The sequence below is a fragment of the Oscillibacter sp. 1-3 genome, from assembly GCF_000403435.2.
Classification (GTDB): domain Bacteria; phylum Bacillota; class Clostridia; order Oscillospirales; family Oscillospiraceae; genus Oscillibacter.
In genome coordinates this window covers 360,566-374,100 of record NZ_KE159703.1, presented here as the reverse complement: position 1 = coordinate 374,100, position 13,535 = coordinate 360,566, and the positions used below count along the sequence as shown (strand labels likewise).

At 63.0% G+C, this 13,535-nt stretch carries 11 protein-coding genes; 8 read left to right on the top strand and 3 right to left on the bottom strand.

Annotated elements, in window-relative coordinates; genetic code table 11:
- Positions 1–152 precede the first annotated feature (152 nt).
- From recQ to C816_RS23345, 3 genes are all read left to right on the top strand, one after another.
- Positions 153–1,976: a DNA helicase RecQ gene (recQ, locus tag C816_RS01835; protein ID WP_016320699.1), complete on the top strand. Its 1,824-nt coding sequence runs from the start codon at positions 153–155 to the stop codon at positions 1,974–1,976.
- Between the two features lie 234 nt (positions 1,977–2,210).
- Positions 2,211–4,280: an elongation factor G gene (locus C816_RS01830; RefSeq protein ID WP_016320698.1), complete on the top strand. Its 2,070-nt coding sequence runs from the start codon at positions 2,211–2,213 to the stop codon at positions 4,278–4,280.
- Between the two features lie 36 nt (positions 4,281–4,316).
- Complete coding sequence (locus C816_RS23345; RefSeq protein ID WP_155978870.1) at positions 4,317–4,472, top strand: hypothetical protein; 156 nt, start codon at positions 4,317–4,319, stop codon at positions 4,470–4,472.
- 56 nt (positions 4,473–4,528) lie between these two features.
- Here C816_RS23345 and C816_RS01825 read toward each other — a convergent pair whose 3' ends face one another.
- Together C816_RS01825 and C816_RS01820 are read right to left on the bottom strand one after the other, a co-directional pair.
- Positions 4,529–4,756: a hypothetical protein gene (locus tag C816_RS01825; protein ID WP_016320697.1), complete on the bottom strand. Its 228-nt coding sequence runs from the start codon at positions 4,754–4,756 to the stop codon at positions 4,529–4,531.
- 38 nt (positions 4,757–4,794) lie between these two features.
- Complete coding sequence (locus C816_RS01820; protein WP_016320696.1) at positions 4,795–5,832, bottom strand: LacI family DNA-binding transcriptional regulator; 1,038 nt, start codon at positions 5,830–5,832, stop codon at positions 4,795–4,797.
- A gap of 212 nt (positions 5,833–6,044) precedes the next feature.
- Between C816_RS01820 and C816_RS01815 the strand changes: the two genes are divergently transcribed.
- The 5 genes from C816_RS01815 to C816_RS01795 all read left to right on the top strand — a co-directional run bounded on the left by C816_RS01815 (position 6,045) and on the right by C816_RS01795 (position 12,047).
- Positions 6,045–6,830 (top strand): TIM barrel protein, encoded by a 786-nt coding sequence (locus C816_RS01815; RefSeq protein WP_016320695.1) that lies wholly within the window; start codon positions 6,045–6,047, stop codon positions 6,828–6,830.
- A gap of 19 nt (positions 6,831–6,849) precedes the next feature.
- Entirely contained in the window at positions 6,850–7,866 is a 1,017-nt protein-coding gene (gene iolG / locus C816_RS01810; RefSeq protein ID WP_016320694.1) for an inositol 2-dehydrogenase, read from the top strand.
- A gap of 353 nt (positions 7,867–8,219) precedes the next feature.
- On the top strand, positions 8,220–8,762 hold the full coding sequence (locus tag C816_RS01805; RefSeq protein ID WP_016320693.1) for a rubredoxin-like domain-containing protein: 543 nt from the start codon (positions 8,220–8,222) through the stop codon (positions 8,760–8,762).
- A 394-nt stretch (positions 8,763–9,156) separates the two neighbouring features.
- Entirely contained in the window at positions 9,157–10,770 is a 1,614-nt protein-coding gene (locus tag C816_RS01800; RefSeq protein ID WP_016320692.1) for a hypothetical protein, read from the top strand.
- A gap of 29 nt (positions 10,771–10,799) precedes the next feature.
- Positions 10,800–12,047 carry a tetratricopeptide repeat protein gene (locus C816_RS01795; RefSeq protein ID WP_016320691.1) on the top strand — a complete coding sequence of 416 codons (1,248 nt, stop codon included), beginning with the start codon at positions 10,800–10,802 and terminating at the stop codon, positions 12,045–12,047.
- Between the two features lie 68 nt (positions 12,048–12,115).
- Here C816_RS01795 and C816_RS01790 read toward each other — a convergent pair whose 3' ends face one another.
- Positions 12,116–13,504, bottom strand: a complete 1,389-nt coding sequence (locus tag C816_RS01790) for a DUF1576 domain-containing protein (RefSeq protein ID WP_016320690.1) — start codon at positions 13,502–13,504, stop codon at positions 12,116–12,118.
- Positions 13,505–13,535 lie beyond the last annotated feature (31 nt).

The window sequence follows — 13,535 nt, the reverse complement described above, 5'->3', positions numbered from 1 at the left end:
TTTACTACACCGGTGTAGTACAACGTCATCATACTACACGCTTGTAGTAATGTCAAGAGACCGTTTGAAAAATTTTCAAGGGGAGGGAAAATCCCCGTGCGGAATTTTCAAAAGCGTGGTACAATGATCCCGAGAGAAAGAGAGGACGAGCCATGACCAAAGAGGAAGCTCTAAAAACCTATTTCGGCTACGACGCCTTCCGGGGCGGGCAGGAGGCGGTGATCGACGCCCTTTTGTCCGGGCGGGACGCCCTGGCCATCATGCCCACCGGGGCGGGAAAATCGATCTGCTACCAGATTCCGGCTCTGCTGCTACCGGGGATCACACTTGTGATCTCTCCCCTGGTGTCCCTGATGCGGGACCAGGTGACGGCCCTGGTGCAGATGGGCATCCCGGCGGCGTTTCTGAACAGCAGCCTCACCTTCCGCCAGTACCTGCTGGCCCTGGACCGGGCCAGGGCGGGGCGGTACAAGATCATCTACGCGGCCCCGGAGCGGCTGGAGACCGAGGGATTCCGCGCCTTCGCGGAGACGGCGGACATCTCCCTGATCGCGGTGGACGAGGCCCACTGCATCTCTCAGTGGGGCCAGGACTTCCGGCCCTCCTACTTAAATATCCCCGCCTTCGCGGCCTCCCTGCCCCGGCGGCCCGTGGTGGGGGCCTTCACCGCCACCGCCACGCCGGAGGTGAAGGAGGACATTGAACGCCTGCTGGCCCTCCGGGACCCCCTGCGGGCGGCCACCGGGTTCAACCGGGAGAACCTGTTTTTCGAGGTCCGCCAGCCCGCCGACAAAAAGGCCGCCCTGCTGGAGCTGGTGAAGGGCCGCCCCGGCAAGTGCGGCATCGTCTACTGCTCCACCCGCAAGGCGGTGGAGGAGGTGTGCCAGTTCCTGCGGGACCGGGGAATTCCGGCGGCCCGCTACCACGCGGGGCTGGAGGCGGAGGAGCGACGCCAGAGCCAGGAGGACTTCCTCTATGACCGGGCGGCGGTGATGGTGGCCACCAACGCCTTCGGCATGGGCATTGACAAGTCCGACGTGCGGTATGTGGTCCACTACAACATGCCCAAGGACATGGAGAGCTACTACCAGGAGGCGGGACGGGCAGGACGGGACGGACTGCCCTCCACCTGCGTGCTGCTGTACAGCGGCCAGGACGTGCGGACCAACGAGTACCTCATCACCCACGCAGAGGCCCGGGAGGGCATTGACGAGGCCGCGGCGGAGCGGCTGCGGGAGCGGGACCTCCAGCGGCTGCGGCAGATGACCGGCTTCTGCCGCACCCGGCACTGTCTCCGCCAGCACATCCTGCGGTACTTCGGCCAGGACGCCCCGGACTACTGCGGCACCTGCTACAACTGCCTGCACAACTTCAAGGAGGTGGAGGTGGGCCGGGAGGCCCAGGCCATCGTCCGATGCATCGCGGAGACGGGGCAGCACTTCGGTGCGGGCGTTATCGCGGAGACCCTCTGCGGCGCGGACACCGACCGGGTGCGGAAATACCACATGGAGCGGGAGGCCAGCTACGGCGCGCTGCGGGAGCTCACCCAAAAGGCGGTGCGGGATCGCATCCGCTTTTTGCTGGACGAGGGGATTCTGACCCTCTCGCCGGGGCAGTATCCCGTGCTGCTGCTGGGAGAGCGGGCGGAGGACATCGCCCAAAACGGCCCGGCGCTGTATATGCGGACGGCGGAGGAGGAGCGGCCCGCCGCGGCCGGGCGCCGTCAGATCCCCGCGGAGCTGGAGGGCGGCCAGGCGGAGCTCTTCGGCCGTCTCCGGGCCCTGCGGGCCCAGATCGCCCGGCGGCAGGGCGTTCCGGCCTACGTGGTGTTCTCCGACAGGACGCTGCGGGAAATGGCGGCAGTCCAGCCCCGGACCACGGCGGAGCTGCGGGCGGTCAGCGGCGTGGGAGACGCCAAGGCCGGCCGTTACGGCAAGGCGTTTCTTCAGGAGATCGAGGACTTCTGCGGCCAATAGCGCCGGGGCGCAAAGCCGGCCAGGCCAGAGGTCCGCGTCTCAAAATCCGCCCCTATTTCTCCCTCCCGCCAAAAATGGGGAAAGTGCTAAAATTTTTGTTGTATTAGCCCGGGGAATGTTGTATAATTCATATATTGAGCGATCCCGGCCATTCGCCGGAGGGAACTTGCTGCGGCTCCGCGCCGCCGCGCGGGGCCGGGAGGACAGCATCAAACATAAGGAGTGGAAACGACTATGAGCTATTCTGTACAGAACATCCGCAACGTCTGCCTGCTGGGCCACAGCGGCAGCGGCAAGACCGCCCTGGCCGAGAGCCTGCTCTACATGACCGGCGCCATCGACCGCATGGGCCGCGCCGCCGACGGCAACACCGTCTGCGACTACGACCCCGAGGAGACCAAGCGCCAGATCTCCCTCTCCACCGCCGCCGCGCCCCTGGAGTACAAGGGCTGCCGCATCAACGTGCTGGACACCCCCGGCGCATTTGACTTCGCCGGCGAGGTGATGGAGGCCCTGCGGGCCGCCGACGCCGCCATCATCGTCTGCTCCGCCAAGGACGGGATCTCCGTGGGCCTGGAGAAGGCGTGGAAATACTGCGAGGAGCGGAATATGCCCCGCTTCATCTATATCTCCAAGACAGACGAAGAGAACAGCGACTACAACGCCACCTTCGATGCCCTGCGCCAGCGCTTCGGCAAGAAGATCGCCCCCATCGTGGTGCCCATCTGGGACGGCGGCAAGAAGGTCACCGGCATCATCGACGTTTTGAACAAGCGGGCCTATGAGATGCAGAATCTCAAGCGGGCAGAGATCGAGCTCCCCGCCGACAAGGAGGAGGTCGTCACCGAGTTCAACGACGCTCTCAAGGAGTCCGTGGCCGAGACCAGCGAGGAGTTCATGGAGAAGTTCTTCGGCGGCGAGGACTTCACCTACGCCGAGATGATCCAGGGCCTGCGCCAGGGCGTGCGGGACCTGAGCCTGTTCCCCGTGCTGTGCGGCTCCGCCGTCAGCTGCCTGGGCAGCCTCATGCTCATGGACAACATCGTGGACCTGCTGCCCAATCCCGCCGAGGGCAACTACCACAAGGCCACCAAGGCCGACGGCGAGAGCGAGGAGTTCGTGGTCTCCCCCGGCGGCGTGCCCACCGCCTTCGTGTTCAAGACCGTCTCCGACCAGTACGGCAAGTACTCCTTCGTGAAGGTGCTCTCCGGCTCCATCACCCCGGACATGCCCATGGTCAACGCCCGCACCGGCGAGAAGGTGAAGCTGGGCCGCCTGTACACCATGCGGGGCAAGAAGACCAGCGAGGTCAAGGAGCTGACCTGCGGCGACATCGGCGCCATCGCCAAGATGGACATCAAGACCGGCGACACGCTGTGCGACGAGCGCAAGGTGGTCAGCCTTAAGCCCATTCCCTTCGCCGAGCCCTGCTACTCCGTGGCCATCGTGCCCAAGACCCGGGGCCAGGAGGACAAGATCGCCCAGGGCCTGGGCCGCCTGAACGAGGAGGACCCCTCCTTCTCCGTGGTCAACAACGCCGAGACCCACCAGATGGTCCTCTCCGGCGCCGGCGACATGCAGGTGGACGTGCTGGTGAGCAAGCTGAAGACCCGCTTCAATGTGGAGGCGGAGCTGAAGCCCACCCGGGTGCCCTACCGTGAGAAGATCCGCAAGACCGTGCAGAAGCAGGGCCGCCACAAGAAGCAGACCGGCGGCAGCGGCCAGTTCGGCGACGTGTGGATTCGTTTCGAGCCCAACCCCGAGGTGGAGGATCTGGAGTTTGCCGAGGAGGTCTTCGGCGGCTCCGTGCCCAAGAACTACTTCCCCGCCGTTGAGAAGGGCCTCCGGGAGGCCTGCCTTCACGGCCCCCTGGCGGGCTACCCGGTGGTGAACCTGAAAGCGGTGCTGTACGACGGCAGCTATCACCCGGTGGACTCCTCCGAAATTGCCTTCAAGACCGCGGCCCAGCTGGCCTATAAGGCCGCCCTGCCGGAGGCCAACCCCGTTCTGCTGGAACCCGTGGGAGAGCTGAAGGTCACGGTGCCCGACAGCTACATGGGCGACGTCATCGGCGATCTGAACAAGCGCCGGGGCCGGGTCATGGGCATGGACCCCACCGGCGACGGCGACCAGGTGATCTCCGCCGAGGTCCCCATGGGCGAGATGGGCACCTACGCCATCGACCTCCGGGCCATGACCCAGAGCCGGGGCAGCTTCACCTTCCACTTTGTGCGCTACGAGGACTGCCCGCCGGCGGCCCAGGAGAAGGCCATCGCCGAGGCCAAGGCGCTGGCGGAGCAGTAATCACTCCCTCGCCGGGAGTCCGGCGTCCAAGCATTTTTGCAAAGCAAAAATCTTGAAATCGGCCGAATTCACTTCGGACGATTCAAGTTAAATCAGGGCCCCCGCAAAAGCGGCGCTTTTGCGGGGACGGACTGCCCGCCGGCGGCCCAGGAGAAGGCCATCGCCGAGGCCAAGGCGCTGGCGGAGGCGTAAAATCTGAAAACAAGAGGACACCCGCCCTATCCGGCGCGGGTGTCCTCTTCTCTATTTCACTTCTCGCAATATTTTTTCACAAGTGCAGCAATTGCCAGCGCGGCGCAAACAAGGCGCCAGCTCGCCCAAATCATCAAATCGGCATAGCTCCCGGCCATTGTGAACCCCAGCAGCGCACCAATTCCATAGATGACCGTTACCGCGATATTTCCGGCGAACAGGGCCCCGGAGCGGAACTTTACCGAACCTCCAACAGAGCCGAAAGACGGCGGTTTTGAAGTCATTTGAAACCGCCGTCTTTCTTTATATCCACTCCCCGCCGTCAGTCCTCCAGATTTTCCGCGCAGAGGATGTGGATCTGCTGCCGTCCAGGACCCAGGGGGCTCTTCTTCCGGAGGTGATCCCGCAGCAGCAGGAGGGGGGCGTATCCCTGCCGCCGCAGATCCTGGGGGATGGTGAAATCCACGGCGCCGGAGCGGATAAGCTGCCGGACGCTCTCGTTAATGTCGTGGCAGACCACATGGACCCGGCCGCTCTTTCCAGCCCGGGCGATGGCGGCGCAGCAGCCGGAAACGCTGAGGTTCGCCATATAGACCCCCCGCAGCTCCGGCTGTTCCTCCAGCGCCTTTCCCACCACCCGGAGCGTCGTCTCATAGTCGTTGAACGTCTCCCGGACCATCACCTGCTCCGCCGGAAAGCCCAGCTCCTCCAGCCGCTCCAAAAAGCCGTCCAGCCGTTGGCGGTGGCCGTCGAATTTCAGATTCCCGGCGGTGGCCAGAATGGGCCCCCGGCCCGAGGCGCACTTGTACAGCAGTCCGGCGGCCACGCGGCCCGCCTGACGGATGCTCTGCCCCACGAAGCACAGCCGGCCGCTCTCCGGCAGATCGGAGTTGAAGGTCACACAGGGAATCCCCTCCGCCATCCTGGCGGCGATCCAGCCCTGAATGGCCGGGTCGTTGACGGCGCATACGGCGAAGCCCTCCGCGCCCTCGCCCCGCATGGCCTCCAGCAGTTCCGCCGCCTCCTGGGGAAGATCGGTCTCGCAGCGGCGGATCAGCACCCGCACGCTGGAGGCCTCCAGTTCCTCGCAGGCCTGGCGGAGGCCCTGGGTCACCTCGTCCCGGAACTGTCCCTCCCAGTTGGGCAGCAGAACTCCCAGCGTCAGAGGACGGAGGGCGGCATCGGCCTGCCGCCGGTAGGCCTCCCGCGGGGAGAGATAGCCCAGCTCCCGCATGGCGGCCAGCACCCGCTGGCGGACCGCCTCGTTTACGTGGGGGCGCTCGTTCAGGACCCGGTCCACCGTTCCGCGGGAGACCCCCGCCAGCTCCGCCACCATTTGGATCGTCGGCCTGCTTCCCATCAAAACGCCTCCTGTTGTGCTTTGCACAATTTTGATACTATTGTATACGGAAAAGGCTTTTCTGTCAATCCGCAAAAAAACTCCTTGGTTTTTTGGGCAGTTTTATGAATTTTAGAGAATCATTTCTTCCGTTGTTGACAATTGCATGAAACGTGCTATGATGTGTATAACTTCAATATGTGCATAGCACAATTTCGAGGGAGGATCGGAATATGGTGTTTCAAAAATCAGCATGTATCGAGCCGATGTACCACGAGCTCCCCTTCCTGGATCGGTTTCAGGCGGCGAAGGACGACGGCTTTGCGTTCGTGGAGTTCTGGAGCTGGACAGACAAGGACCTGGATGCCGTCAGGGCGGCGGCGGAGCGGGCCGGGGTGGGCATCGCCGGCTTTAACGGGGACGCGGAGCTGTCCCTTATCGACCCCAGCCAAAAGGCGGCGTATCTGGCCTTCCTCCGCCGGTCCGTGGAGGCGGCAAAAAAGGTGGGCGCCCGCTCTCTCACCATCCACTCCAACGGCCTGGGAGAGGGCGGCGCTGTCATCAATGCCTATGACGAGCTCAGCGGCACGGTAAAGCTCTGCGCCATGTTCGACACTTTGAAGGAGTGCGCGAAGCTCGCAGAGGAGAGCGGCGTTTTGATGAACCTGGAGCCGCTGAACATCACAACGGACCACGCGGGCAACTTCCTGACCTCCACCCGTATGGCAGCGGAGATCACCCGGCTTATCGGCTCCCCCATGCTCAAGGTGCTCTATGACGCGTATCATATGCAGCTCAACGAGGGCAGCATCTGCGACAGCATCCGGGCCTTCGGGGACCAATTCGGCCACATCCATGTGGCCGACGCGCCGGGGCGGCACGAGCCAGGCACCGGCGAGATCAACTACGCCCAGGTCTTCCGCTGTCTGGAGGAGACCGGCTATGCCGGCCTGGCAGGCTTCGAGCTGATACCGAAGACCACCACCGCCGAGGCGGTGAAGGCCATTATGCGGCTTTGAATCGAGAGGAGAAACGATTATGGAGACAATCAAGATCGGCATTATCGGCGCGGGCCGCATCGGCAGGGTCCACGCGGAGAACATTGCGAAATTCGTCCCTGAGATGGAGATCAAAACCGTCGCCGACCCCTACATGAGCGCGGAGACCGCGGCATTTCTCCAGCGCCTGCGCATCCCCAACATCGTCAGCGACGCGGACGCCATTTTGGGGGACCCCGAGATCCGGGCCGTCGTCGTCTGCTCTCCCACAGACCTCCATGCGGAGTACGCCATCCGCTCGGCGCAGGCGGGGAAGGACGTATTCGTGGAAAAACCGGTGGATTACCGGATCGAGCGGGTAAAAGAGGTCATCGACACGGCGAAGAAGGCGGGCGTAAAGCTCCAGGTGGGCTTCAACCGCCGCTTTGACCACAACCATCGGGCAGTCTATGAGGCCGTCAGGGCGGGAAAGATCGGCAATGTCAACCTGGTCAAAATCAGCTCCCGGGACCCTGAGCCCCCATCCATCGACTACGTAAAGGTCTCCGGCGGCATCTTTTACGACATGATGGTCCACGATTTCGACATGGCACGTTTCCTGGCCGGGTCCGAGGTCACGGAGGTTTTCGCCTACGGCGCAGTGCTGGTGGACCCAGCCATCGGCCAGGCCGGAGACGTGGACACCGCCGTGGTCGCCCTGAAATTTGAGAATGGCGCCATGGGCGTCATCGACAACAGCCGCAGGGCCGTCTACGGCTACGACCAGCGGGTGGAGGTCTTTGGCGACCGGGGCGCGGTGATGGATGTCAACGACACTCCCAACAACGCCACCCTCTATGGCGCCGACGGCACCGTCTCCGGCGCCTGCTATAAGATTATGTGGGACCGCTACACCGGTGCCTTCGCCGCCGAGCAGAAGGCCTTTGCCGCCGCCGTCATCAACGGCACGGAGACCCCGGTCACCGGCGAGGACGGCCTCTATCCCATCCTGATTGCCGCTGCTGCCGCGAAATCCTTGAAGGAGGGCCGGCCGGTCAAGATCTCGGAAATCCAGTGAGCGGCCCTTGCGGCAGACGAAATCTCGCTATCCCCCGCTCCCGTCAGGGCGCAGAGAGCAGGCATTCCGCGCCCTCAAACAAAAAGCGCTGCGCACCCGATGTCCTCCCGTCCGAAAGTCTGTGATTTCACCCTTTTTCTCCACATTTCGGCCACTTACTTCACTCTCCGCGATTGCATTTTTATGAACCGGACACACATGTTTGAACAAACCATGAAATTTCTCGCTATTTTCTCAAATCGTTGCAAATGCAACTGGCATTTTTCCGAACATCCTGATATACTTGTCCCAGTCCATTACAAGGAAAGACTTCCCAAAAATCATTATTTTTAAGTCTAAGGAGGATCATTTATATGAAAAAGTGGGTTTGCCAGGTCTGCGGTTATGTGTACGAGGGCGAGAATCCCCCCGAGAAGTGCCCCCAGTGCGGCGTCGGCCCCGAGAAGTTCAGCGAGCAGAAGGGCGAGATGAGCTGGGCCGCCGAGCATGTGGTTGGCGTGGCTCAGGGTGTGGACCCCGAGATCATCGAGGGCCTGCGGGCCAACTTCGTTGGCGAGTGCTCCGAGGTTGGCATGTACCTGGCCATGGCCCGCGTGGCCTTCCGCGAGGGTTATCCTGAGATCGGACTGTACTGGGAGAAGGCCGCCTATGAGGAGGCCGAGCACGCCGCCAAGTTCGCCGAGCTCCTGGGCGAGGTTGTGACCGACAGCACCAAGAAGAACCTGGAGATGCGGGTCGAGGCCGAGAACGGCGCCACCGCCGGCAAGATGGCCATCGCCAAGAAGGCCAAGGAGCTGGGCCTCGATGCAATCCACGACACTGTTCATGAGATGGCCAGGGACGAAGCGAGACACGGCAAGGCGTTCAAGGGCCTGTTGGAGCGTTACTTCAAGTAAGCCGAACACTGCAATTTCAGCACTTTTCGAGGGGAACGGGGAGACCCGTTCCCCTCTTTTATGCATGATGTGCAAGTCACTGTACTACTCCCGCCCGGTATTCACTTTTTCAGCTTTCACCGGTGCAGCTCCAGTAAATTACGCCCATATTTTAACTGCACAGTTATCAAAAAAAGACCATTTTTCATAGCTTTGAATAAAAAAACGAAGAATCCGTTCCAAGAGGCAAAGACCCTTAACGGGCTTCCAAGCCGCCGAGCTGAACATATTTCCACCTGCGCATATCCTGCCGGAACCGCAAAAGTCACCCCCCGCCGGGGCTGGACAAACACCCGCTCTGCTGGTAAAATTAACACATCAGCTCCCGCCCTCCAGGGCGGAGGAGGAGGTACATATGGCATCTAAGGAGAACAAGGGCGGCTTTCTGCGCTGGCCCTGGAATGCGGTGGTCTATGTGCTGCTGGCCGTGACGCTGCGCCTCTTTGCCATCCCCGTCATCCTGCTTTTGATGGGGCTCCAGCAGAGGAACAACCCCCACGGCCAGGCGGAGGGCTACTGCCTCAGCCGCACCCGGAAGCGGCTCACCTGGCTGATCTGGGCGCTGCTGGTGCTGGCGGCGGGCGGCGCGCTGCTGTATCTGCTCCCCATAGGCCTGCAGCAGGACCGGACCTACTGGGACACCGGGGACTACGCCACCCTGGCCTTCTGCGGCATCGGCGGTCCCCTGCTGGTGATTGGCGGGCTCTACCTGGCCTATGCCGCCATCCGGGATGCCTTTTTCCCGGCAAAAAGCGCCCTGGCAAAATCCATCCGCAGCCAGCTGCCCTACCCGGAGGAGGCTCCGCCGGTGGAGGAGCTCTTCGCCATGGTGGACGCCGACCTTCGGGAGAACGGCCGGTGGTTCGGCCCCGTGGGCGTGGGCCGGGAGTGGGTCTTGGGAGACAGTGTGAACCGGATCGACCGTATCCGGGGCATCTTCGTCGTCAACGAGATCCACCAGCACCACACCCAGACCGGCGTCCGCACCCGCCGGGACATGGAGCTGGTGCTCATCGACGACCGCTGGCAGCGGACCGTCACCAGCTTTAAAAGTCTCAAAGACCTCCAGGCTGCGGCGGAGTACCTTCGCCTGCAGGTGCCGGAGGCCGCCTGGGGCAGCAACGGTCAGAACATGGACTTTTGGACCATGGACGAGAGCGCCCGGGAGGACTTTGAGCGGGGCTTCCGCCAGCGGCAGGCCCTTCGGGCCTCGAAGGAGGTCCGGCAGGAGGCCCTCAGCGGCGGCCCCCAGGACATGATCCTGCGGCGCCGGGGCGGAGAGGTGACCTCCCGTGTGACCGCCTCCCTGGTGGAGGAGCTGCTGGACCGCTGTCTGGACGGCGCGGAATCCGGCTTCGAACTGACGCCCACCCGCCCTCTGGAGGCCCAGGGCCGGACTCTCCGCTCCCTGGACTGCCTCGTCCAGGAGGGCGGCAAGGTCCTGCTTCTTCTGGAGCTGGCTCCCAGGCCGGGGGAGGAGAACCTGGCCCTGGCCAGATCGGCGGACCGCCGGGAGACCCTGGCCGTGCTGACGGCCTGGCTCCGCCGGGAGGCTCCGGATCTCGGCGGCTGGGATCTGCGGCGGCTGTATCAGGCCTCCGAGTTCACCAGGCCCCAGCCCCGGCAGTCCCACGCGAGGCTGTCCCTGGTCTGCGCCAGCGGCGCCGCCGAGAACCACACCAACTTCACCGAGGAGGACATCCAGGTGGCGGCGGAAGGCATCGTGGACGGCACGTACCAGCTGGTGGACCTGACCCGCCCGGAGGGATACCTGTGGATTCGAGTGACGGCGGGAGACCGGTCCGACGCCCGCTGTACCGTGGAGGCCGCCAGACCCGGCGGGCCGAACCTGGAGTTTTACATCACAAAAATGCCGCCCCGTGAGGCGGCGGCCTGGCTGACGGGTTATCCCCGCGGCCGGTACCTGCCGGGAGGCGGGGACTGGAAGCGGGTCAAAAAACCAAAATAGAGAATCGATAGAAAAGGAGCGTTCCAATCATGGCAGCGGTTTTGAGCAAGGAAGTAAAACAGGCGTTGGAGGACATCTACTATAACGTCCGCACAGGGCGGGGCAAAGAGGCGTTTGCCCTGTTGGAAAAGGCCTCCGCCGCCGGAGACGGCGACGCCAGCTGCGTGCTGGCCCGGTGCTATTGCGGCTATCAGTACGTCTGGGGCTGGCACGGCTTCCCGGTGGACGACGCCAAAGCCACAGAGCTCCTCCACAAGTCCGTGGAGCAGGGCAGCGCCCTGGGGGTGCTGGTGGCGCTTCGCAGCGGTGAGCTGACCCCGTCGGTGGAGAAGAAGATGCCCTTCGCCTCCTTCCAGGAGGCCTTTGACGAAGTGGAAGCCCTGGCAAAGGAGGGCGACGCCTTCTGCCAGTACGTGGTGGGCAACAGCTACTTCTGGTGGGACTTTCTGCGCATTCAGAACAAGGGCAAGGACTCCTTCCCCAGTCAGGCGGAGTTCAAGGCGTATCTGAAAGAGCAGATCTCCAAGTGCGAGGACTGGTTCTGGAAGGCCTTCCGGGGCGGCGTCTACTTCGCCGCCAACAACCTCAACCAGTACTACACCAAGGGCGACGAGGACATCATCGCCCCCCAGCCGGAGAAGGCGAAGGACCTGTGGAAGATTGGCGCGGAGCTGGGCTATCCCACCCATCAGTTCATCTACGGTGAGGAGCTGCGGAAGGCGGAGCGGTACGAGGAGGCCCTCCACTGGTTCAAGGAGTCCGCCGAGGCCAACAACGGCGAGAGCTGGTATAAGGTGGGCTGGTTCTACTCCGAGGGGAAGGGCGTGGAGAAGGACGCGGCCTACGCGGTCTCCTGCTGTGAGAAGGAGCTGTCCAGAGACCCGAAGCACCGGGGCGCCAACAATCTGCTGGGAGAGGCGTACCTCCTGGGCGACGGCGTGCAGCAGGACTACGCCAAGGCGTACCAGCACCTGTCCGCCGCCTATGACGCAAAGAACTGCACCTGGGGCGCGTTCTACCTGGCCCAGTGCGCCTTCAACGGCTGGGGCACGCCCCAGGACTACGGAAAGGCTCTCCAGTACCTGAGCGCCGTGACCTGGAAGAACCGGGAGGCGGACTACATGCGGGGGTACATCTATGCCCGGGGTCTGGGCGGCGCGCCGGAGGACATCAAAAAAGGCGTGGAGTACCTCCAGAAGGCCGAGAATTTCAGCAAGGCCAAGGAGGAGCTGCTGCACTACAAGAAGACCCTTTTCGGCAAATGGGTCCGGCGGTGAAAAATCTGAAAAGCGCATAAGCAAAGTGCCCGGAGCCAAAGGCTCCGGGCACTTCTTTCCTTGAGAACTCACTCCGCCTGCGGCGGCGGGGCGTCCTGTTCCAGGATCGGCTCCTCCTGCCGGTCCTCCTCCACCTGCTCGGTGCGCCAGCGGGAGACGTCGATGGGGTCGCTCTCCTCAAACAGGTCGTAGTAGTCCTGGTCCCGCAGCCTGGGGTTGCGGTGGCGGACAATGGCCGTGACCGTGGGATAGAGGACGATGGCGATCAGTCCGCCGGAGAAGCCGTTGTTGTAGAGATTCAGTCCCGCCACGGGGCCGCCGGTCTGGAGCACCAGCGCCGAGTGGATGAACCCCGCCAGAATGCCGAAGGGCCAGCCGAAGTGGCCGGAGATGGGGGCCAGGGTGGTGCCGAAGAGGCCCGCCAGCTGGAGGGCGGGATAGTCCGGGGTGTAGTGCATTCCATAGGCCCCCAGGGCAATGCCCGCCATGACGGGAATGATATTTCGGGCGTGCTTTCCGAAGGCGGAGAAGCCCATGATGGTGAAGATGCCCCCCAGGGTGGGGCCGTTGAGCTGACCGCCCACGATGAAGATATACGCCATGCCGATCAGGCCGTTGACGCCGGTGTTTACCAGCACCGGCCCCGCGCCGAACATCCGGAGGTAGTCGCTGGGGGCCCGGCCGGTGGTGGACAGCAGCCGCCGGTACCCGGCCCAAACGGCCCAGAAGGGCATTCCCGCACCGAAGAAGCCGGTGAGGATGAAGGCAGCGCAGATAATCCCTAGGATGATGGCGAAGGTGCTGTTGTACTCCGTGGCCCAGTACATGGCGGAGTCCGGGTGGTCGCCGAAGGCGGTGAGAATGGGCACAATCATCATGGCGAACAGGCCGCAGGCAAACCCCATGTTGTAGAGATTCATGCCGTTTTGAACCTTGTAGGTGTAGGCCGACAGGGAGGGCAGAATAAAGCCGATGATCACGCCGGTAAAGATGCCCAGGGGCAGGCTGGCGTGGATGCTTCCCAGAGCCATGTAGCTCACCAGGGGCGCCAGGGACGTGGCCAGCAGCGCCACGGAGGCGTGCTTGGAAAAGGGCTCCTTCTGATACCGGGCGTACAGCCAGGTGCCCAAAATAATGGGCCAGATATTCAATATATTCTTGCCGAACAGGGAAAAGCCCGCCATCAGGCCCATCTCTACCATGGTGAAGCCGTTAAAGGGGTCCTTGGACAGCTTGATGAGACAGATGGATAGGATCATCACCAGGCCGGAGTTCACCAGCGCCGCTCCCACACCGCCGATGGACACGTAGTCGGTAATCAGCAGGTCCTGCATGGTGACGATGTGGTACATCCCGACGGGAATCTTTATAGGGTCATCCAGCAGGACACCCAGCAGGATTATGATGCCGGAGACGGCAATGGTGCCGGGAAATATTTTCTCGTAGCGGTTCTGCACTCCGTTTCCCCCTCTTTATATCCTTCTTGTT